The 21,588-nt window shown below is 63.2% G+C and carries 20 protein-coding genes; 7 read left to right on the top strand and 13 right to left on the bottom strand.

What is annotated here, in order from left to right:
• Positions 1 to 10 precede the first annotated feature (10 nt).
• A complete protein-coding gene (locus ACODTW_RS22415) occupies positions 11 to 1,189 on the bottom strand; it encodes an aromatic ring-hydroxylating oxygenase subunit alpha (RefSeq protein WP_488948319.1) in 1,179 nt (392 codons plus the stop codon).
• A 321-nt stretch (positions 1,190 to 1,510) separates the two neighbouring features.
• Between ACODTW_RS22415 and ACODTW_RS22410 the strand changes: the two genes are divergently transcribed.
• The 3 genes from ACODTW_RS22410 to ACODTW_RS22400 are packed head-to-tail and all read left to right on the top strand — an operon-like array spanning position 1,511 to position 3,891.
• Complete coding sequence (locus ACODTW_RS22410) at positions 1,511 to 2,272, top strand: SDR family NAD(P)-dependent oxidoreductase (protein ID WP_488948318.1); 762 nt, start codon at positions 1,511 to 1,513, stop codon at positions 2,270 to 2,272.
• 16 nt (positions 2,273 to 2,288) lie between these two features.
• The gene (locus tag ACODTW_RS22405; protein ID WP_488948317.1) at positions 2,289 to 3,098 is read left to right on the top strand and encodes an SDR family NAD(P)-dependent oxidoreductase; all 810 of its coding nucleotides are present in this window, start codon (positions 2,289 to 2,291) and stop codon (positions 3,096 to 3,098) included.
• 10 nt (positions 3,099 to 3,108) lie between these two features.
• Positions 3,109 to 3,891: an SDR family oxidoreductase gene (locus ACODTW_RS22400; RefSeq protein ID WP_488948316.1), complete on the top strand. Its 783-nt coding sequence runs from the start codon at positions 3,109 to 3,111 to the stop codon at positions 3,889 to 3,891.
• 21 nt (positions 3,892 to 3,912) lie between these two features.
• Here the strand turns inward: ACODTW_RS22400 and ACODTW_RS22395 are convergent, their stop codons facing one another.
• A complete protein-coding gene (locus ACODTW_RS22395) occupies positions 3,913 to 4,938 on the bottom strand; it encodes an NADP-dependent oxidoreductase (RefSeq protein WP_488948315.1) in 1,026 nt (341 codons plus the stop codon).
• 61 nt (positions 4,939 to 4,999) lie between these two features.
• Positions 5,000 to 7,237, bottom strand: a complete 2,238-nt coding sequence (locus tag ACODTW_RS22390; protein ID WP_488948314.1) for a TonB-dependent receptor — start codon at positions 7,235 to 7,237, stop codon at positions 5,000 to 5,002.
• A 356-nt stretch (positions 7,238 to 7,593) separates the two neighbouring features.
• Here ACODTW_RS22390 and ACODTW_RS22385 point away from each other — a divergent pair, with 356 nt between their 5' ends.
• Complete coding sequence (locus ACODTW_RS22385; protein WP_488948313.1) at positions 7,594 to 8,004, top strand: nuclear transport factor 2 family protein; 411 nt, start codon at positions 7,594 to 7,596, stop codon at positions 8,002 to 8,004.
• A gap of 63 nt (positions 8,005 to 8,067) precedes the next feature.
• Here the strand turns inward: ACODTW_RS22385 and ACODTW_RS22380 are convergent, their stop codons facing one another.
• The 6 genes from ACODTW_RS22380 to ACODTW_RS22355 all read right to left on the bottom strand — a co-directional run bounded on the left by ACODTW_RS22380 (position 8,068) and on the right by ACODTW_RS22355 (position 15,561).
• The gene (locus ACODTW_RS22380; RefSeq protein WP_488948312.1) at positions 8,068 to 9,279 is read right to left on the bottom strand and encodes a cytochrome P450; all 1,212 of its coding nucleotides are present in this window, start codon (positions 9,277 to 9,279) and stop codon (positions 8,068 to 8,070) included.
• 131 nt (positions 9,280 to 9,410) lie between these two features.
• Positions 9,411 to 10,796, bottom strand: a complete 1,386-nt coding sequence (locus tag ACODTW_RS22375) for an aromatic ring-hydroxylating oxygenase subunit alpha (RefSeq protein ID WP_488948311.1) — start codon at positions 10,794 to 10,796, stop codon at positions 9,411 to 9,413.
• Between the two features lie 44 nt (positions 10,797 to 10,840).
• Positions 10,841 to 11,620, bottom strand: a complete 780-nt coding sequence (locus tag ACODTW_RS22370; protein ID WP_488948310.1) for an SDR family oxidoreductase — start codon at positions 11,618 to 11,620, stop codon at positions 10,841 to 10,843.
• Complete coding sequence (locus ACODTW_RS22365) at positions 11,607 to 13,226, bottom strand: AMP-binding protein (protein WP_488948309.1); 1,620 nt, start codon at positions 13,224 to 13,226, stop codon at positions 11,607 to 11,609. The genes ACODTW_RS22370 and ACODTW_RS22365 overlap by 14 nt, the downstream gene beginning before the upstream one ends.
• Positions 13,226 to 14,347: an acyl-CoA dehydrogenase family protein gene (locus ACODTW_RS22360; protein WP_488948308.1), complete on the bottom strand. Its 1,122-nt coding sequence runs from the start codon at positions 14,345 to 14,347 to the stop codon at positions 13,226 to 13,228. Before ACODTW_RS22360 ends, ACODTW_RS22365 begins: the two co-directional genes overlap by 1 nt.
• Positions 14,348 to 14,355: 8 nt before the next feature.
• On the bottom strand, positions 14,356 to 15,561 hold the full coding sequence (locus ACODTW_RS22355; RefSeq protein WP_488948307.1) for an acyl-CoA dehydrogenase family protein: 1,206 nt from the start codon (positions 15,559 to 15,561) through the stop codon (positions 14,356 to 14,358).
• A gap of 103 nt (positions 15,562 to 15,664) precedes the next feature.
• Between ACODTW_RS22355 and ACODTW_RS22350 the strand changes: the two genes are divergently transcribed.
• Positions 15,665 to 16,081 (top strand): Rieske (2Fe-2S) protein, encoded by a 417-nt coding sequence (locus ACODTW_RS22350; protein ID WP_488948306.1) that lies wholly within the window; start codon positions 15,665 to 15,667, stop codon positions 16,079 to 16,081.
• A 6-nt stretch (positions 16,082 to 16,087) separates the two neighbouring features.
• On the opposite strand, the gene ACODTW_RS22345 is transcribed toward ACODTW_RS22350, so the two are convergent.
• Both ACODTW_RS22345 and ACODTW_RS22340 read right to left on the bottom strand, forming a co-directional pair.
• The gene (locus tag ACODTW_RS22345; RefSeq protein WP_488948305.1) at positions 16,088 to 16,849 is read right to left on the bottom strand and encodes a ThuA domain-containing protein; all 762 of its coding nucleotides are present in this window, start codon (positions 16,847 to 16,849) and stop codon (positions 16,088 to 16,090) included.
• A 20-nt stretch (positions 16,850 to 16,869) separates the two neighbouring features.
• Entirely contained in the window at positions 16,870 to 17,631 is a 762-nt protein-coding gene (locus ACODTW_RS22340; protein WP_488948304.1) for an SDR family NAD(P)-dependent oxidoreductase, read from the bottom strand.
• Positions 17,632 to 17,810: 179 nt separating this feature from the next.
• On the opposite strand from ACODTW_RS22340, the gene ACODTW_RS22335 reads away from it, so the two are divergent.
• Both ACODTW_RS22335 and ACODTW_RS22330 read left to right on the top strand, forming a co-directional pair.
• A complete protein-coding gene (locus ACODTW_RS22335) occupies positions 17,811 to 18,221 on the top strand; it encodes a Zn-ribbon domain-containing OB-fold protein (protein ID WP_488948303.1) in 411 nt (136 codons plus the stop codon).
• 26 nt (positions 18,222 to 18,247) lie between these two features.
• Entirely contained in the window at positions 18,248 to 19,393 is a 1,146-nt protein-coding gene (locus ACODTW_RS22330) for a thiolase family protein (protein ID WP_488948302.1), read from the top strand.
• A gap of 91 nt (positions 19,394 to 19,484) precedes the next feature.
• Here ACODTW_RS22330 and ACODTW_RS22325 read toward each other — a convergent pair whose 3' ends face one another.
• Both ACODTW_RS22325 and ACODTW_RS22320 read right to left on the bottom strand, forming a co-directional pair.
• Positions 19,485 to 19,988, bottom strand: coding sequence for a nuclear transport factor 2 family protein (locus ACODTW_RS22325; protein ID WP_488948301.1), 504 nt, complete (start codon positions 19,986 to 19,988; stop codon positions 19,485 to 19,487).
• 14 nt (positions 19,989 to 20,002) lie between these two features.
• A complete protein-coding gene (locus ACODTW_RS22320) occupies positions 20,003 to 21,583 on the bottom strand; it encodes a dihydrolipoamide acetyltransferase family protein (RefSeq protein ID WP_488948300.1) in 1,581 nt (526 codons plus the stop codon).
• Positions 21,584 to 21,588: the final 5 nt, after the last annotated feature.

Below are 21,588 nucleotides of genomic sequence, written 5' to 3'. Positions count from 1 at the left end.
GGATGGCGGATCAGAGGCTGGGCGGCGGGGCCGACGGATCGTCCTTCAGGTAATGGTCGACCCAGCGATGGAAATACTGGTTGCCGCGTTCGTTGCGGCCGAAGGTGACATGGTCCAGGGCACCGGATTCCAGGCCCTTCTGAATGGACAGGCCCAGCACATAATCCTCCTGGTTCGTCACATCGCCGAAGAAACTGGCCATCATGGCCATCTTCTCCCGCTCCGCATCGTCCGCGGGGGGGCGGGGGGTGACATAGGTCAGGATCGTGCGGTTCTGGCCGGGTGCCGGTCCGGGCAGCAGCAGGGCGATCTGGGCGATCTCCGGTGCCACGAAGATCGACAGGTTCGGGAACAGGGTCCGCACGAAATCATAACCATCATTCTGATGTTGGTGCCATTCGTCCCGTGGCACCGTCCGCAACTTGTCAATGCTGCGCTGGGGGAAGCCGATCCGCAGATGCGGCCCCAGCCCGTCGAAATGCATGATGTTGGAGTAGGTGCGCGGATGCACCGTATCGGGGTGGGCGGCGGCGAAATGGTAGCCCTCCAGATAGCCATCATAGGCGATTTTCCAGTTGGCGCCGTGGATTTCGCGGTTTCCGCAATAGTGCCATTGGGCGAAGCCCAGGCTTTCCAGATCGTCCAGCATCCCGCCCAGATAGGATTTGACGTCGATCGTCAGCCCCGGCGTCAGGATCACGAAGATCATGCCTGCCGCTTCCTGGCAGGGAAGCTGACGCAGGCGGTGGCAATCCTTGTCGACCTCCCCGAATTTGGCCTTTTCCGCCACGGCGAACAGCCGCCCGTCATTGTGGAAGGTCCAGGCGTGATAGGGGCAGGAAAAGCGGTTGGCCGACCCTTGTCCCGGCTTGACCAGCGGTGCCCCGCGATGGGTGCAGACATTAAGCATGGCATGCACCTGACCGTCGCGGTCGCGGGTGATCAGGACGGGGACATCCATCACCTCCATCGCCTTGTAATCACCGGGGTTCGGCAACTCTATGGACAAGGCCAGCATCAAGGGTAGGCGTTTGAAGATCAACGCGATCTCCCGGTCGAAGCGATCCTTGTCCAGATAGTCGCGCGCCGGTACCTTCAGGATGTCCGCCGCCTGGTCGGTGGTCTGCGTCTCCACATAGGTGAGCATCGCTTCCACCGACCGGTTGATCTGTTCCGCCAGCGTCGTCATTTCACTCCCCATGTTCTGATTTTGCCGATGGTCGGGCACGATGGGATCGCTGCCTTGGCATCACGACAATGATTTATGATTCATTCGTCATGGTTGACATCTCGCACCCGCTTGTCAAGCCGGGTTCGGCGATGTTTCAGCGAATTTGAATATTTGTCCCGAGGTGGGCCTGATCGTCCTTGACAGGAGGGGGTCGCCTGTCAAAATAATGACTGATGAATCATAAATCGTGACAATGGTCGGATTGGCTGGGGCAAATGGCGATGGTCGCCACGATACCCCTCGCCATGTCCTGGCCTGCGCGAATACCGGGAGGGTGAAATGGGTCGATTGCAGGGCAAGGTGGCGGTCATCACGGGGACATCTTCCAATCCGGGGCTGGGCTATGCCACGGCCTGCCGCCTGGCGGCGGAGGGGGCCCGGGTTGTCGCCACTGACCGCGATGTCGATGGGGCCGCCCTGTGCGCGGCCGCTGTCCGCGATGCGGGCGGGCAGGCCATCCATTCCAGCCATGACGTGGTTTCGGAAGAAGATTGGGCCCGTGTCATCGCAGAGACGGAGGCGGCCTTCGGCCGGCTGGACATCCTGGTCAACAATGCCGGCATCCATCTGACCAAAAGCGTGGATGATACGACGCCCAAGGAATTCCAGCGGCAGTTGGACGTCAATCTGGTGGGCACCTTTCTGGGGGTGAAGACGGCCTTGCCGCTGCTGCGCCGGTCCGGCGGCGGGTCGATCATCAATCTGTCTTCCATCGCGGGTACGCTGGGCATCCATGGCCTGTCTGCTTACGCGGCGGCCAAGGGCGGGGTCCGGACCATGACCAAGACAATCGCCATTGAAAATGCCAGTCACAAGATCCGTTGCAATTCCATCCATCCCGGCATGATCTGGACCAACATGATGATGCAGGCGGCTGCCAGTGCGGAAGCCGTGAAGGACGCGCTGATGGCCGCCATTCCCCTGGGCCGCATGGGAGAGCCGGACGATATCGCCAATGCCGTGCTGTTCCTGGCCTCCGACGAAAGCCGTTACATCACGGGGATCGAGCTTTATGTCGATGGTGGCATGTGGGCCCAGTGAAGCGGGGGAAGGCAGCATGATCGATCGCGGCTTGAAGGGCAGCCGGGCCCTGGTCACCGGTGCTTTGCGCGGGATCGGACTGGCGACGGCGGAACGGCTGGCGGCGGAGGGGGCCAAGGTGATCGTCACCGACCTGTCGCCGCCAGATGATCCATTGGTGGCGCAGGTGCTGGGCCGGCTGGGGGCGGACGCCACCTATCTGCGCCTGGATGTGGCGTCAGAGGCTGATTGGGATCTGGCACGCGGCTGGGTGGAGAACCACTGGGCTGCGCTGGACATCCTGGTCAATAATGCGGGGACCGACATGGTCGGCCCCGTGGACCAGGCCAGTCTGGCCGCCTGGCACCGGCTGATGAGCATCAATGTCGACAGTGTCTTTCTGGGTGTGCGCACCTTCACCCACGCGCTGACAGCCGGTGGCGCCGCACGGCGCGGTGGGGCCAGCGTGATCAATGTCGCTTCCATCATGGGGCTGGTCGGCTTTGCGGAGACATCGGCCTACAATACCAGTAAGGGGGCCGTGCGCCTGTTCACCAAGGCGGTCGCCATCGAATTCGCCCAGGCGCAGAGGCCCATCCGCGTCAATTCCATCCATCCGGGCTTTGTGGAGACGCCGTTGCTGCATGTCGGCATGCAGCGTTGGGTCGATCAGGGCAAGGCCGCCAGGCCGCAGGATCTGATCGATGCCATCGGCGGGATGACTCCCATGAAGCGCCTGGCCCAACCGGAAGAGATCGCATCCGCCATCGCCTTCCTGGCCAGCAGCGATGCCAGCTTCATGACGGGATCGGAACTGGTAGTCGACGGTGGCTGGACCGCGCAATAGGGGATTGATCATGGGAATGGAACTGAACGGCGCCGTCGCCTTGGTGACCGGGGCCGGGGGTGGCATCGGCCGCGCCATCTGTGCTGCCCTGTCGGGTGCGGGTGCGCATGTCTTGGCGGCAGATCGGCACTGGCCAGACGATGCCGCGCCTGTGATGGGGGAAAAGGCCGTGCTGGATGTCCGTGACGCCGATGGCTGGGCCGCCCTGATGCGTGACATCCGTCAACGGCATGGCCGTCTGGACGTGCTGGTCAATAATGCGGGCATCCCGATGGTCGCCAGCATCGCCGAAACCAGTTTGGAACAATGGCGGCTATGTCAGTCGGTCAATGTGGAGGGCACGTTGCTTGGCATGCAGGCGGCCTTGCCCCTGCTGCGGGAGGCGGGGGCGGACCGCCCAGGTGGAGCGTCGATCATCAACATCTCCTCCGTTGGCGGCTTGCGCGGGGCGCCGTTCAACGCCGCCTATTGCACCTCCAAGGCCGCTGTGCTGATGCTGACCAAGTCTGCGGCGCTGGAATTCTGTGCGCTGGGATATCCGATCCGCGTCAATTCGGTGCATCCGGGTGCCGTGGGCACGGCCATGATCCAGGATATCATCAACCGCTATGTCGAACTGGGCTCCATGGCGTCGGTGGAGCAGGCGACGGCTGCTGTCAATGCCATGCATCCCATCGGCCGGCAAGCCAAGCCCGAGGAGATTGCGGCCGGCGTGCTGTTCCTGGCATCGCCGGCATCCAGCTACATGGTGGGATCGGAACTGGTCATTGATGGTGGCTATACAAGCCGCTGAAAGACCGAAGGATTTGGCCCGTCATGCGGCGGGCCAATCCACCTCCAGCACGGTTTTCCCCACCGTTTCCCCGGCCATCAGGCGGCAGAAGCTGTCGGGAGCCTTGGCAATGCCGCGGGTGACATTCTCCAGCGCCACCAGCTTTCCATCCGCCGCCCACTGGTGCAGATCGTGACGCGCCTGCGGCAATGTCTGCATGTGAGAGAACAGCAGGAAGCCGCGCATGGTCAATTGCTTGGCGACCACCTGCCACAGATTATGCACCGGTGTGGGGTTGGCCTGGTTGTTGTAATCCCCGATCATGCCGCAGCAGATGATGCGCCCGAATTCGCGCATGCGCGGCAGCAGGGCATCCAGGGTGCGCCCGCCGACATTGTCGAAATAGACATCCACCCCGTCGGGGCAGACATCGGCAATGGCGGCGCCCAGATCGGCGACGGCGCGATAGTTGATGGCGGCATGAAAACCCAGCCTGTCGGTCAGGATCGATGCTTTCTCCGCCGATCCGGCCAGCCCGATGACGCGGCAGCCGCGCAGCCGCGCAATCTGTCCCGCGACACTGCCCACGGCACCGGCAGCGGCGGAGATCACGACCGTTTCCCCTGCCTTGATCTTCCCCACATCATGCAGACCGACATAGGCCGTGAGGCCGGAAGGCCCCAGGGCGCCGACATAGTGCGACAGGGGCACGTTCCAACTGACATCCAGCCGTTCCAGCAGGATCGTGTCGGCCGACAGGATCGAATAATCCTCCCAGTGGGTCAGGCCCCAGACATGGTCGCCGGGTTTGAAGCCGGCCAGATTGGACATTTCCACCACGCCCAGGGACGGCCCCCGGATGACACCGCCCAGCGGAATGGCCTGGAAATAATTGTCCTTGCCATCCAGCCAGCCGCGAATGGCCGGTTCCATGGAGAAATAGAGATTGCGCACCCGCATCTGGCCCGGACCGGGTTCCGGAACCGGCTCTTCGATCAGGGCGAAATCGCCGGGCAGCGGATTGCCGACGGGATGGGCGCGCAAGGTGATGCGGCGATTGACGGCCATTTGACAGGCTCCACGCAAAAGAAGACACCCCGGCCCACCGGGAAGCAGGCCGGGGGTGGTATCAGAACTCGTACCCGAGCTGGATACCAAAGGTCCGCGGCTCGCGCCCGGAGGAGAAGGACCAGAGGCCGGCGACGGTGAAGGCGGCGTTCGGACCGCGATCATCGAACAGATTGCGGCCATAGACCGTGACCTTGGCCTTGTTGTCACCCACGTCGAACTTCATCGTCGCTGACGCGTCGAACAGGTTCTGCTTGTCCGACCGCACGCGTGGATCGTTGGACAGCACCGTGACATTACCCGCTGCATCCACCGTTGTGGCGCCCAGGGATATCTGCTGATCATAAGCCGCCAGGTAACGGTAGGTGCCGCTCAACACCAGATCGCCCATATCCATCGGCACCGTATATTCTGCCGTCAGCGACCCGGTGACATCAGGCGAATAGATCATGTTCACGGCGGAATAATCGAACTTCACCAGCTTGCCGGCGGCATTGGGCGCCGTGGTGATGAAACCGTCGAACTTGCTGTCTTGCAGACCCAGAGAGGCCGTGACCTTGAAGTCGTGGGTGACTCGGGCCGTGACATCCAGCTCCAGGCCCTTGATCTTGGCCTTGCCCACATTTGTGACGATGGTTTCGTTGCCCGTGCCGACGGTGGTGGGAATGGTCGTGTTCTGCTGCAGGTCGCTATAATCCGACAGATAGGCGGCCAGATTGACCTGCAGGCGGTTCTGCAACAGCGAGCTTTTGAAGCCCGCCTCATAGCTGTCGACCGTTTCCGGGCCGAAGGGCGTGGTGGAGGATACCAGCGTCTGACCACGGCTGGAGAAGCCACCCGACCGGTAACCGCGCGACCAGGACGTGTAGATCATGTTGCTGTCATCGGGGCGGTAATCCAGCACCACCTTGGGCGTGAATTTGCTGCCCGTATATTTGGCATTGGGATATTGTGCCGTGCCGACCTTGTTGATCTGCTGCTTCTCGTCCCGCGTCCAGCGGCCGCCGCCCGACAGGCGCCACTGATCGGCCAGCTTCCAGTTGAAATCACCGAACAGGGCATAGGACTTGGCCTTGCCGGTATTGTACTGGTCTGCCGCCGGATTGACGGCGCCGAAGAGGCGGGTTGCCTGGAAAAGATCGAACTTGCTCTGATAGTAGAAGCCGCCGACCACATAGTCGAAATTGTCGGTCACTTTGCCGGCGCCACGCAGTTCCTGGCTGAACTGCCAGTAATCCTGGATGCGGTTGGTATAGTAGAGATCAGCCGAAGAGGCGTCGAAATCCTGGGTCTGTGCCTCGTCAGAGGTGCGGTAGCCGGTGACGGACGTGAAGTCGATCCCGTCGGTATCCAGGTTCATTTCCAGCGTTGCGGCCGGTGATTTATAGTTGGAATGGGCCGGGCTGTTGAAGACGGTGTAGAGGTCAGTCGTGGTGTTGCGATTGCATTCCCGCGCCGGCGCAAAAGCGCAGAACACCTCCCCCGTCTTGGAGATGTTGGAATTGACGGGATCGAAATCCTGCACCTGCTTTTCCAGCGTCAGCAGCGCTTCAAAATTCTCGGTCGGGGTCAGCAGGAAGCTGGCACCGAAATTCTCATTATTATTTCCGCCCACCCGCTTTCCGGTGATGCCATGGCGGTAATAGCCGTCACTTTCATTGTGGAAATAGAAGAACTTGGCGGCCAGCTTGTCCTGCACGATGCTGGTGTTCAGGATGGCGCGCGTGGCCCAGGTGTTGAACTTGCCATAGCTGAATTCCAGCTTGCCGCCATTTTCCCCGGTAGGGCGGGACCGGCGGATATTGATCACGCCGCCGATGGTGTTACGCCCGAACAGCGTGCCTTGCGGGCCGCGCAGCACTTCGATGCTGTCAATGTCGAAGAAATCCAGGAAGGCGCCCGTGCTGGTGCCGATGAAGACGCCATCGACGACGATGGCCACCGTCGGATCGAAGGACTTCTCCACATCCGCGAAGGACAGGCCGCGGATAGAGACATTGGCGGCGGCGGCACCGGAATTCTGCTGCGTGATCAGCACGTTGGGGGCTGATCCCATCAGGTCGCCGATATTCATCGTCGCCTTGCTCTCCAACTGCGTCGGCGTGATGGCGGTAACGGCCAGTGGCGTTTCCTGCAGGGTTTCGGACCGGCGGCGTGCCGTCACGATAATCTCTTCCAGCGCATCGACCTGGGTGCCGGCGGCGCCCCCGGTGGCCTGGGCCATGGCTGGCGGAGCACTGGTCAGAACCAGAGCCGCGGCCGCCAGCAGGGTGGAACGCAAGGTGGGTGCGCAAGCCATGACGAATATCCTCCCTGTGGATGTCTTTTTTTGTGGGCTTGTTGGCATTGACTCGCGAGCCGGAGAGGCCCGTTGAGCGCTTGGCGGTTCGGGGCCGCAAAACAGATGATTCATGAGTCATTAATCACTATATTCATGCCCACATGCTCCGTCAATCCACCTTTCAAATCCGCCCCCCGAATTCTGCATGAAATGACATCTGATATGGCCCGGTGTGGGATGGTGAAAGGATTGCGGTGCGGCCTTGACAGGGCGTTGGGCGTGACTTCTAATGACTGTCGAATCATAAATCACAAAATTGCCGTGTCGGTTGGCGTGATGCCATCCGACGACCGGCCTGATCATGGAGGAAGCACATGACCCGGACTGATATTGCGGCCCGCAACCTGGCCACCACGGAGGCGCTGTACGCGGCCACGGCAACGGGGAACTGGCCCCTGGCTGAAACCATGCTCAGTGACGATCTGGTGATCACGGAGGCGGAGACGCTGCCCTTTGCCGGCACCTATACCGGCAAGGGCGCCCTGCGGGAACTGTACGCCAAGGTGCTGGGCACGTCGCTGGGACAGGCGACCATCGCGGTGACGAACAAGATGGCGGCGGGCAATCATGTCGTCTACCTGCTGGAACTGGTGCCGCCGGTCGGCGAACCCCTGGAACTGGTGGAAGTGTTCCATTTCGCCGATGACGGACGGGTGGCTGCGATCAAACCCTATTATTACAACAGCGCCGCCGTAACGGCCGCCGTGGCACGGGCGCAGGAATGAAGGGGCAGGGGAGATGACAGGGGGCCGAGGGGTCCGGCGCTGCGGATGACCCGTTGGCCCCCGCTACCGCAGGTGCGGGCCCCACGCCAAGGGCAGCCGATGCAGCGCCCAGACGCTTTCCGTGGCCGTTCGGATCTGACTGCTATCGCTGATATGCCATTCCGGCACGCGCGCGATCCATTCTTCCAGGGCGATGCGGATTTCCGTGCGGGCCAGATGCATGCCGGCGCAGGTATGCGGGCCTGTTGAAAAGCTGAGGGAACGCTTCGTGGCGCGGCCAAAGTCGATCACATGGGGATCGGCATGCATCCGGCCATCGCGGGACGCCAGACCCAAAGGCAACTGAATCAGGTCGCCCTTGGCAATCGCTACCCCGTGAAAGTCCATGTCGCATGTGGCGTAACGGAAGGTGTTTACCACACCGAAGGCCCGGATGAATTCGTCCGCGGCGGCCGGTACGGTACCCGGATCAGCGCGAAGCGCCGCCTGCAGTTCCGGCCGCCGCGCCAGCTCACGAAAGACGAAACCCAGCACGGAGGTCACAGTATCCAGGCCGCCCGCAAACAGCATGAAGCACAGGCCGAGCAGCCATTCTTCGGGGATGGGCGCCCCATCCAACTGATAGGAAATCAGGTAGGAGACGATGTCGTCGCCCGGTGCGCCCCGCCGCTGTTCGATAAGGTCCAGCAGGAACGCCTTGATCGACGCTGCCGCGGCACCGCGTACCTGCATATCGGCGCCCCGCAGCAGGTCATCCTCCCAGGCGATGAAAGTCGCCATCCTGTCCGGGGACAGACCCATCAGCAGCAGGAAGACGGTGACGGGATAGGGCTGGGCAAAGCCGGTAACGAACTCCACGCTGCCCTGGCGGCGGAACCCTTCGATCAGGTCGACGGCCAGGCACCGGATTTCCCCCGACAGGTCCCGTGCTTTGCCGGGCCCGAACCAGGGTGCAAGTACCTTGCGATAAAGCCCATGTTCCGGCGGGTCCAGTTCCAGCGGCACCAATGGCCAGCTATCCCCGACCAATCGGGAGAAACCGATGGACAGATGGCTGGAGAACCTTATTGGATCCAGCAGGATTTCTTCCTGAAGTGCGTGGCGCGTGACCACCCAGTTGCCGCCCAGCCCGGCCGCGCGGACATGCGCTTCGCCCGGCAGGAAGAAAATGTCCGGTCCGTCATGCAACTTGGCAGCGGCGTGGAAAGGACAGATCGCAGCATCCGGATCATTGGCCAGTGACCAGTCGCGGATGGGAGGTGGATGGGTGGGCATGATGACCTCCCGCAGGCGCTGTGGTGACAGCGTTTGGCAATTTAATCCGTAGGCGGGGTCGGAATGGGCTCACGCCATTGCAGGATTGACCCGGCCATGGCAGCCGGGCCTGTCCTGCTTCGCCGACGGCCTCAGTCCGCCAGATACTTGTCCAGCGTGACATGCAGGTGCCGCACGCGGATTTCCTGGTAATTGCCCAACTGCACCTCGCCATTCTTGGAGCATTTCAGCCCTTCCTGGACAAAAGGCAGGTTTTCCATGTCCTGCTGGAACACATCACCCAGCACGCCCAGTTCCTTGGCGTCGGTCCAGGGCTGGTCCGGTCCCAGGAAATTCATTTCCACCGGCGGCGGCCTCGGTGCATCGGCGGGCAGGCGAACCAGGATGCGAACCTCCATCAATGTCTTGTCCTGATCCGGCCAGGGGCGCCAGCGATAGACGATGTTGGGCATGAACCCGCCCCAGGGGGCGAAGTTCGGGAAGACATTATAGACGAAGGCATCCAGCAACTCGGCATCAGTCACATGGCTGTGATCATAGCCGCTGTCGGCCTGGTACTTCTCGCGGTTCGCGGCGGCCATGGCGCGCCGGGCGGTCATGCCGTCCGGCACCTGCACCGACATTTCCGTCCCGCCGGCCCGGCCGTTATATTTCAGGAATTCATCGACGATCCATTGCTGTTCCTTGCCGGCCGGATCGATGTGGGGGGAGATGACGGCAAACGGCGTCAGGGCCGCGTTCACATGGTCGCCATAGGTGCTGTACTGGGTGTTGGCGTCGCCCGTGAACGGCAGGATCTGGGGGTGCGTCTCGATCGTGTGCCAGGCTTCCATGAAGGCCTCGGCCACGGCCTTCCAGTTGGCATTCACCACCTTGCCGACCCAGATGACCGTTGTGCATTCCTCATGCCGCCAGCGTTTGAAGAAGTCGGGCAGGGGCGCCAGATATTCCTCCAGGCTGGGGCCCTCGGCTGCCTCGCGGATGAAGATGTAACCGGCCCAGCGGCCGACCTGCGCCTCCGGCAGGGCCATCTTCTCATCCTTCAGGTGCGGGAAATCCCAACGGCAGGGGATGTTCTTCAGGCTGCCATTGGTGTTCCAGGCAAAGCCGTGGAACGGGCATTTGAATTCGCTGGCCGATCCGCTTTCCAGCCGCAGCTTGCGTCCGCGATGCAGGCAGACATTGTGGAAGGCGCGGACGGAACCGTCCGGCTGACGGGTGACCAGATAGGAGCGGCCGGCATTTTCATAAAGCGCGAAGTCGCCGGGCTGGGGGATATCCTCTTCCCGCGCCGCGAATTGCCAGACGCGGGGCCACATCCTGTCCAGTTCGCGCCGGAAGAAGTCCGGACTTGTGTAGCGTTCGGCCTTCAGCGGTTCGCTGCCCATATATTGGTAATTTTCCTGGCGCAGGAAGTCGGGCACAGGCCGCGTGTCCGTATCCATCAGATCGTTCCACGACGTGCCGGGACAGCGGGCCTCGCCGGGTTTGGGTTGGGACGAAAGATCATCTGGCACGGCAACCTCCCTGAACCTGTTTGATTTGTTGGACTTTGCGTTTGTCAGACCCCGACCAGCCCCGCCGTGGTGCCGCCATCGGCCACCAGTTCGGCCCCGTTGATCAGCGACGATTCCGCACTGGCCAGGAAGCTGACCAGGGCCGCCACTTCCTCCACCCGGCCCAGGCGGCCCAGGGGAGAGATGTTGCCCAGATAGGCCAGCGACGCGTCGGGATCGGGCGTGTCGGCCACGGCGCGGCGGATGATCGGTGTGTCGATGATGCCGGGGTGGATGGAGTTGCAGCGGATATTGGTTTTCGTGCGGGCGCAATGCACCGCGACCGATTTCGCCAGCAGACGAACCGCCCCCTTCGACGTCGTATAGGCGATGTTGGCCGGCAGGCCCACCAGCCCGTTGATCGAGGAATTGATGATGATCGAGCCACCAGACCCGCCGGGATTGGCCTTCATGGCGGCAATCGCATGTTGGCAGGTCAGCATGGTGCCGGTGACATTCACGGCCATGATGCGGTTCCAGGCGGCGATACCGATGGTTTCGATACTGCCGTCGCCCGTCTCGATCCCGGCATTGGCAAAGGCGATATCCAGCCGCCCGAAACGGTCGGCAATGGCCTGCATCAGGGTGGGCCAGGCGGCCTCATCTGTGACGTCATGGGCGTGGAAATGGGCACCTGTTTCCTGGCAGACGGCTTCGGCGGCAGCGGCATTGGACCCCGTGAAGATCACCTTGGCCCCGTCCGCTGTCAGGCGCCGCACCGCCGCAGCGCCGATCCCGGCTGTACCGCCGGTCACCAGGGCCACCTTGCCCTCAAGCCTTGCCATTCTCGCCTCCCTGTTCCTGCGCGATCTGTGCCGCGATGCGTTGGCGCAAGATGTCCTTGCGCACCTTGCCCGATGCCGTGCGGGGCAGGTCACCGACCAGTTCCACCCGTTCGGGGAATTTCTGCCGCGCCAGCCCGGCGGCGGCCACATGCCGGGTGATGCTGTCCAGGTCGGGCTTTTCACCCGGCTGCGGCACCACATAGACACACACGGTCTCGCCCAGCCGGGCATGCGGCATGGAAACGGCAGCCACCTCCTGCACGGCCGGATGCCGGTGCAGCACATCCTCGATATCCTTGGCCGACAGGTTCTCCCCGCCCCGGATGATCAGGTCCTTCTTGCGGCCGGTGATGACGATGGCGCCGGCGGGCGTCAGGTGGCCGATATCGCCGGTGCGGAAATAGCCTTCATCATCCATCGCCTCCCGCGTCTGGTCAGCATCGGCATAGCCCATGAACAGCGACGGACCGCGCACCAGGATTTCGCCATCCTGACCCTGGTCCAGGGGCTGGCCGCTCTCATCGACGATGCGGATCTCGTAGTCGATGACTTTGCCATCGGTGGTTGCTGCCATCTCCAGCTCATCCGCGCCCATGCAGCCCTGGGTGATCAGCGGCGCTTCGGTGCTGCCATAGACGCGGAAGGCACGACCGCGTTCAAACAGGGCATTGGCGCGGCGGATCAGGTCCGGCGGCACGGCGGCTCCACCACAGGCGAAGATTTTCAGGCTGGGCAGGCGCGATCCTGCGCTTTCCGCTGCGTCCAGCAGTTCCTGCAAAAAGGGCGTCGCACCGATGGTGATGTTCACCCCGTGCCGGTCGATCAGCGCAACTGCTTCCTCTGCGTTCCAGCGCTCCATGAACAGGGTACGCGTGCCATCGGTGAAGGGTAGTTCGATACCGTTGGAATAGCCGGTGATGTGCGTGACAGGCGATGGCATCAGCATCAGGTCGCCCGGTTCCAGCCCCCAGTAACCCATATAGATGTGGGAGACACGGGCGATGCTGCGATGGTCATGCATCACGGCCTTCGGCCGCCCCGTGGTGCCAGAGGTATACATCACCAGCTTCAAAGCGTTGGGGGAAATGGTCGGCCAGTCGATCCGCCGCCCCTGTCCTGCCTGCATCAGCGCGTCCAGGGTCAGGGCTGTCCCCGCCGCACGTACATGCACGACATGGCGAAGATCGGGCAGGGACGGGCGCAGCCCAGCCAGCATGGCGGCGTAATCGAAGCCGCGATAGGTGTCGGGAATGAAGATCAGCCGGCTTTTGCAGTCGGCCAGGATCAACCCCACCTCCGCCCCGCGATAGATGGGCACGATGGGGTTGCAGACCAGGCCCAGCAATCCGGCGGCGACATCGATCAGCACGGCTTCCATCCAGTTGGGCAACTGGAAGCTGACGACATCGCCGGGCCGCAGCCCCAGATCCCATAGGCCGACCGCCAGGGCCTCCGCATCCGTCAGCAGCGTGGCATAGGTACCGGGATGTTGATCCTGGTTGAGAAAGGCGACGCAGTCCGGGGCCCGGTCGGCATGATGGCGGGCCAGGACCGCCAGTGGCTGCGCGGTCCAGTCGCTTTGAGTAGAGGCCAGAGCCGGCGACATCAGGCACATCCTCCGTCCAAGTCGGCAGCCGTCCAGGCGCCCAACCGATCCAGATGCCAGCCGGCCCCACCAAACAATGTCTCCAGCAGCATCAGGCGCCGATAGTAATGCCCGATGACATACTCCTCTGTCATGCCGATACCACCATGCAACTGTATGGATTGTTCACCGATCAGGCGGGAGGCGGCGGCGCTGCGCGCCTTGGCGGCGGCGGTCAGAACCGGAGCATCGGGGCAGCCGACGCTGGCGGCGCCAATGGCGGCCCAGGTGATGGCGGCGGCTTCCTGCGCCGCCAGCGCCATATCCACCATCCGGTGCTGGGGCACCTGGAAACTGCCGATGGTGGTGCCGAACTGGGTGCGGGTCTTCAGGTAATCCAGGGTCAGGCGGTTCGCCGCCTCGATGGCCCCCACCGTCTCGGCGCAGACGGCCAGGGTCGCCATCTGGTTCAACCGCTCCAACAGCGGACCATCCCCCCCCGGCAACCGGTCCGCAGACGGCACAAAGACTTTTTCCAGGCTCAGATCGGAGACAGGCCGGTCATCAACGCTGCGCGCATTCGCCAGGGTGACGCCTGGCGCCGTGGGGTGGAGCAGGAACAGCGCCGTCTGCCCCGACAGTTCCGCCTTCACGATGATGCGGTCGGCGGCTGCGCCATAAAGGACGAAGCCCCGCTGCCCGGACAGATGATAGCCGTCCCCGACAGGCACTGCGATTACGGGCGACTCGTCCTGTGCGGGATTGTCCTGAGCAAAGGCCAGGATGGCACGGCCTTCGGCGATGGCGGGCAGCCAGGTGCGGCGTTGTTCGCCGCTGCCGCCTTCGGCCAGGGCGCCGGCTGCCAGAACCAGGCTGGGCAACAGCGGTTCCATCAGCAGGCCGCGCCCGGCGGCCCGCATCAACACAGCCAATTCCGCCAGCCCGCCACCGGACCCGCCCCATTCCTCGGCAATGGCAATGCCCAGCCAACCCAGCTCCGCGTAGGTTGCCCATTCGCTCTGTCCGAAACCCTCCTCGGATTTCAGGATGGCGCTGCGCCTTTCCGAACCGTAGGCATCATCAACGAACCGGTTGATGCTGTCGGCCAGCAGGCTTCGGTCTTCTTGGGTGAATGCCGACATGATGCTCCCTAGAGGCCAAGAACGGCCTTTGCCAGGATGTTGCGTTGGATTTCGTTGGCCCCGCCATAGATCGTGGTGGCGCGGTCATGCAGATGTTCGCGGATCATGCCCGGCGCGCCCGGCACACCCACCAGCGGCGCTTGCCAGCCTGGCTCCAGCCCCGCTGTCTGATAGACCAGCCCTTTGACGGCCAGCGCATCGATCATGGCCCCGGTGATCCCCTGGATCAGCTCTGATCCCATGATCTTCAGGGCGGAAACCTCCAGCCCCGGTGAGGATCCGGCCGCCGCCGCCGCCAGATACTCGTTGCAGACAGCTTCCAGAGCCAGAAGGCGGGCGCGCAGGTCGCCCAGCCGGCGCCGCCAGTGCGGATCGTCGGACAGCGGCCGGCCGCCATCACGGAGATCGGCCAGGGTCCGGCGCAACTGGTGCAGCAGGCGGGTGGATTTGCCCAACTCCGCCCCCAGCAGTCGTTCGTTGTTCAGCAGGAATTTCGCGTAAGTCCAGCCACGTCCTTCCTCCCCCACCAGATTCTCGACCGGTACCCGGACATCGTCCAGGAACACCTCGTTCAGATGGTGGCATTTATCGATGCTGATGATGGGGCGGACCGTGACGCCGGGCGTCTTCATGTCGATCAGCAGAAAGGAGATGCCGTTCTGCGGCTTGCCGTCATTGCCGGTGCGGACCAGGGCGAACATCATGTCGGCCCATTGCGCCATGGTGGTCCAGGTCTTCTGGCCGCTGACGACATAATGGTCGCCGTCGCGCACGGCACGGGTCTTGATGTTGGCAAGGTCCGACCCGGCGCCCGGCTCGGAATAGCCCTGGCACCACCATGTGTCGGTGCTGCGGATACCGGGCAGGAACCGGTCCTTCTGCTTCTCGCTGCCGAAGGTGTAGATCACTGGACCGGCATAGCAGACGCCGAATGGCGTCAGCCAGGGGGCGCCGGCCTTGCTGGTTTCATCGTCGAAAATGGCGCGCTGCAACGGTGTCCAGTCCTGGCCGCCATATCGACGGGGCCAATGACCGACAATCCAGCCCTTGTCGAACAGGATCTTCTGCCAGCGGACATAGTCGGACTTATCAAGATGCTGGCCTGCCAGGACCTTGTCACGGATATCGTCGGGCAGATGGGTGCCGCAGAAGCGGCGCACCTCTTCCCGGAATACCTGGATGGCCGGGTCGCGCATGAGGTCGATCCCCAACATGGTCTTCCTCCGGATTATTGTTATGATTGGTGAGTCAGAAATCAGACTAGAGTGGGCTGGCGGGTTCGTCAACGGGTGCAAGCGCTGATGAAGAATTTTTATATTGACTGATGATTCAAGAATCAAACATCATCATACTCATAAACGCTTGTTCCGTGCCGCTTTCGTGCAGGATGGTGTGATGTCCGCTGAAATCTCCGCTGCCGATGTGACCTATCATGAGCTGCTGTCTGCTGACGATCTGCCCGTTGGTCAGATGCGCCTGTTCGCGCTGGGCGGGCAGGAGGTTCTGCTCTGCAATGCGCCAGGCGGCTTTTTTGCCGTGCGCAACCGCTGCCCGCATGCAGAATCCCCGCTGGATGGCGGGCGCCTGCGGCAGAACAGCATTTCCTGCCCGCTGCACGGCGCCCGCTTTGATTTGACGACCGGCCGCGCCCTTGGCGGTACTGGTTACCGCCCCTTGACCTGTTACCCGGTGAGGGTTGAAGGCGGACGCGTCCTGGTGGGCTTGAAGGGATAGGGGGGGCTAAAACGCCGCCCCGTCCACGGCACCCCGTTCCATGCTCCACCGGATACCGCGGCGAAGCAACTCATAGAAGACGGGGCTTTGCCAGGAACAGCGCTCATTATGGGGATATTCCTCCATCAACGGGCGCAGATCGTGCTTGCCCCGGCAATGGCCCAACACAAGATACAGAACCTTTCCTGGTCCATGGTCGCGCAGATACATCACGGGGTGGTCCGCCTCTGGCCATTCTTCCTGCACGAAGGGGGCACAGTTCCCGCCCCAGCGTGTGTGCAGCAGGGTGTGGTTGCCGGGGCTGACACTGCCCAGATACAGTTCATCCTCCACCCAGAAATTTTTCAGGCCGCGCGTCAGGGGATGGGTGCTGTCCGTCACCTGGATTTCATAGCGGCAGATGGGCGGGTGCGCCCGGAACTGGCTGCCGAGCATGTCCGACAGGTCGATATCCAGGTCGGGGCAGTCGATGTGACCATCGTCGAGAAACTTGATCACCGAGTTGGTGCCGTGCAGGGCGAACCATTTGCCGCCCTTGGCCAGGAACCGGCGCAGCCCCGCCTGCTGCTCAGCCGTCGGCACCACATCGCAGGTATAGGTGATCAGCACATCCGCCGCCTCGATCTCGGCAATGCGGCTGTAATCAGGGCCCACCTCGACCCGGATATCCTCATGCTCGGCCAGCAGCTTCAGCAGCTCCAGTCGGGCGAAATTGATGTCGTGATATTTGCCGCCGGCCACCAGATAGACGTCGATCCTGCTGGACATGTCGGTTCCTCCGCGGGTCATCACAACTGAACGCGCTTGGTATAGCCGCCGTCAACCACCAGGTTGACGCCGGTGACCCAGCTTGCCGCCGGACTGGACAGGAAGGCCACGCAGGAAGCCACCTCTTCCGGCGTGCCCAGGCGGCCCGACGGCTGGGCGGCAACGGCCGCAGCGTAAAGCTCGGGTGCGCCGGCTTTGATCCCCTCCCAGGCGCCGCCGGGAAACTCGATGGGTCCGGGGGAGACGACATTGACCCGGATGCCGCGCGGCAGCAATGTCTGGGACAGTTGCTTGGCATGCACGATCAAGGCGCCCTTCATGGCGTTATAGGCCATGGGAGCCATGAAGGTTTCCACGGCCGCCGTGGTGCCGGTGATGGTGATGGCCCCCTGGCCCGACGCTTCCAGCGCTGGCAAGGCCGCGTCAATGGCGCGCAGCGTGCCCAGCACATCGATCTGATAGGCATCGTGCCAGCTCTGTTCCCCGTTCATACTGCCGCCGGCGGAGACATTGGGCACCAGGATATCAATCCCCCCCAGAGCCGTCCCCATGCTGGTGACCCAGTCCTTGACGGAGTCGGCGTCGGCGGCATCCATGGCCGCCCCGACCACCTTAACTCCCAGGCCCGACAGGTCGGCGATGGCGGCATCCACTTCCGCCGCCTTGCGGGCGCCGATTGCGATGTCGCAGCTCTCCCGCGCCAGCGCCTCTGCAATGCGGCGGCCGATGCCGCGCGTGGAACCGGTGATCAGCGCCTTGCGCCCGGTCAGCCGAAGGTCCATTAGATGTCCTCCCCCCTTTGTGGAAATGATTGTTGCGGGTCAGGGCCGTGGCCCCCTGTGCAATTGACAAGCACCCAGTCTTCCCGCCATTATCATGACTGGTGAATCAAAAGTCAACGTATCCACGCGACGATTGCGTTGACCCATCCCAGAAGCGGCCAAACAACGGAGGGACCATCATGGTGATGGAAGGCAGACCGCTTGCCGACAATGTCTTTACCTGGCCCAGCGATAATCCCGCCCTGATCGGCGGGATGGATGCGCGCGGGCGCATCCGCTTTCCCTTCATGGGAAGACCGGGGGAAAAACCGGTCGAACTGGCGCGCGAAGGGGCGCTGTGGAGTTGGACCGTGCAGCGTTTTCTGCCCAAACAGCCCCCCTATCTGGGACGGGAAACGAAGGCGGAATTCCAACCTTTCGCCCTGGGCTATGTCGAACTGTCGGGGCAGGTGCGGGTGGAAACGCGGCTGGTCGATTGTGCGCTGGAGGATTTGCGCATCGGCATGCCCATGCGCCTGACCATCCGCCCCCTGTTCCAGGATGAACAGGGGCAAGAATTGCTGATGTACGCGTTCCGCCCTGTGGCGTGAGAGCAAGAAAAGGGGAGGCAGGGGTCATGTCGGATGTGGCGATTGTCGGGATCGGAATCCACCCTTTCGGACGGACGCCGGACCGCACGGGTTTGGAACAGGGGGCTTTTGCCGTGCGCCAGGCGCTTGCCGATGCGGGCATCGGCTGGGGCGACGTGCAGTTCGCCTATGGCGGCAGCCAGGATGGCGGTAATGCCGACACAATGGTGGAGGAATTGGGTCTGACGGGCCTGCAATTCATCAATGTCGCCAATGGCTGCGCTACCGGCGGTTCCGCTCTGATCTCCGCTTACGGGGCCATCCGATCGGGCCAGTATGACCTGGGTCTGGTCGTCGGCTTCGACAAGCATGAACAGGGATCGTTTCGGGTGCGCCCGGCCGACTGGGGCCTGCCCGAATGGTATGGGGAGGTGGGGTTCGCTCTGACCACCCAGTTCTTTGCCATGAAGATCCAGCGCTATATGGCGCTCTACGGCATCACCGACGACGCCCTGATCCGGGTGGCGGAAAAGGCCTTTGCCAATGGCGCCTTGAACCCCAATGCCTGGCGCCGCCGGGCACTGTCATACAATGAGATCGCGCAGTCGGCGATGATCAGCGACCCGTTGCGCCAGTACATGTTCTGCTCACCTGGCGAAGGGGCGGTTGCCCTGGTCCTGGCCAGCCCGAAAAAGGCGGCGCAGTTGACAGGTCATCCGGTCTGGCTGAAGGCAGCGGCCATGCGCACGCGCGGTGCCGGATCGTTTGAAGTGTTCAGCCCCAGCCTGTCCGTGGAGGAGGGGGAGGGCGCGACACCCATCGCCGCCCGGGGGGCCTTCGCCATGGCCGGCATCGGGCCGGAGGATATCGATATCGCCCAGCTTCAGGACACTGAAAGCGGGGCGGAGATCATGCATATGGCGGAGAATGGCTTCTGCCGCGATGGCGAGCAGGAGAAATGGCTGCGCGACGGGTTGACCCGGCTGGATGGCAGGTTGCCCGTCAATACCGATGGCGGCTGCCTGGCCAATGGTGAACCCATCGGCGCATCGGGGTTGCGTCAGGTCTATGAGACGGTATTGCAACTGCGCGGTGATGCCGGGGCACGGCAGGTATCCAGACCGGTGCGCACCGGCTATACCCACGTCTACGGGGCGCCGGGCGTTTCCGCGGTGACGATCCTGGCGCGGTAGGGAAAGTCTTCCGTCTTCCCTGCCATCGGGTGGGGAAGACGGAATAGGCTTCAGGGCGACCTCACCCAGGTCATTTGGAGATCACCCTGATTTAAGAATTCCACAGCGCATAGACGGCGTCGGATGGCGCGTGCCCGCCCCGATGCTTCATCAAGGCGAACACGCCCTGGTCCCAGGACACGCTGCGCGGCGGGCTGGCATTCCAGTCCATCAGATAATGGCGATGGCTGAATTTCCATACGCCGTCCCGACGCTGATATCGGTCCAGATAGCGGCCATACAGGACACTGTCCGTGTCGGCGTCCGCCGCGGCCGCCAGCGTCAGGCTGTAGATTTCTCCCACGGCCCGATCGCCGCGGATATCGAACCACTCATTGCCCGCCATGTGGAACGACCGGGCCAGCCCGCCCGTCGCCCCCACGGCCAGCCTGCAGAATTCCGCCGCCGACCCGGCGAAATAGCCGAAATCGACGGTGGCTTCCGGGTGCCAGACGCTGCGCAACAGCGCCTCGTCTGCGCGATCCACGGCCCGGTTATAGGCCATGTTCAGTTCGTGCAGTGCCTGCTTGGCCAGCAGGATGTCCAGATCGGCCATGGATGGTCTCTCCGTCAACTCAGCAATCCCAGCGGCTGTTCCAGATGCTGGCGCAGCGCGGCCAGGAAACGGGCACCTGCTGCGCCGTCAATGGCCCGGTGGTCGCAGGACAGTGTCACCGACATCACCGACCGGAAGCGGACGGCGCCGTCGCTGGCTTCCTGCGCCTCCCGCCGGGTGGCGCCCACAGCCAGGATGGCGGCCTGAGGCGGGGCGATGATGGCCTGGAAATGCCGGATGCCGAACATGCCCAGGTTGGAGACGGCAAAGGTGCCATCGCAAAGGTCCTGCGACACCAGGCGACGGTCGCGGGCCCGGCTTGCCAGGGAGGCAGCCTCCGCCGCGATGGTCCGCAGGGATTTTGATCCCGCGTTGCGCAGCACGGGGGTCACCAGCCCGCCTTCGATCGCCACGGCGACGGCGATATTGGCTTGACCGAACCGGCGCATCCCTTCCGATGTGAACTGCACATTCACGTCGGGCACATCGACCAGGGCCAGGGCAGAGGCGCGGATGATGAAGTCATTGACCGATATTTTCTGTCCCGGCAGTCCGTTCAACTGTGACCGCAAGGTCAGCAGATCATCCATCAGGATGTCGGCCGTCAGATAGAAATGCGGCACGTCGCGCTTGGCGGCGGTCAGGGCGGTGGCGATGGTGCGCCGCATGGCGCTGTGCGGCGCCAGATCCCCGTCAAGAGGGGGGACGGGAGGCGATGCCAGGGTAGAGGCGGCGGCCCGCACATCTTCCTTCGTCGCATGCCCCTTTGACCCTGTCGGTGTCACGCTGGATAGCGGGATACCCAGATCCGCCGCCAGTTTACGCGCCGCCGGCCCGGCGGGGGGGGTAACCGCGGGGGCTGCTGCGGGCGGCAGCAGCCCCCGCGCGTCGGCGTGGCGCTCCACATCCTCCACATTCACACGGCCATGCCGGCCCGTGCCGGCCATATGCCGAAGATCAACGCCCAGTCGATTGGCCAGCCGGATGGCATGGGAGGTGGCATGGACCGATCCATTGTCGATGGCCGCCGGCGCCGCTTTCGTGGTTGGGACGGGTGCCTCTGCCGGCGGATGGGCGGCGATATAGGCTTCCACATCTTCCTGGTTGATGCGGCCGTTGCGCCCCGTACCCGTTACTCGCGACAGGTCCAGGCCATGCCAGTTGGCAATGCGGCGGGCGATGGGGGTGGCGGACGCCGCCTCGTTCCGGCGCTCCAATTCGGCATCGGCAATCGCCGCCGGCGCAGCCTTGCCCACTACGGTTTCCGGGGCCGCGGCGGGTGGAGATGGTTCCACCGATGCTGGCGCGACATCGCCCCGGATGAAGCGGTCAATATCTGCTTCGGTCACGCTGGCATCGGCGACAATGGCAATCAGGGCCCCCACGGGCAGGGTCTGCCCTACGGGTGCCACCAGCCGCCGCACCGTGCCTTCCAGATCGGATTCCAGCGTGTTGACGATCTTGGCGGTTTCGATATCGACGATTTCCACGCCACGGGAAAGGGCTTGCCCCTCCGCTACGTGCCAGTTGGAAATCGTCCCTTCCGACATTTCCAGGCCCCATTTGGGCATGATGATCGGGGTGATGGCGTTCATCGCGT

The sequence above is a fragment of the Niveispirillum sp. FG148 genome, assembly GCF_057809655.1.
Note: the sequence above shows the minus strand (reverse complement) of the source record. Positions and strands in the feature narration are given on the sequence as shown.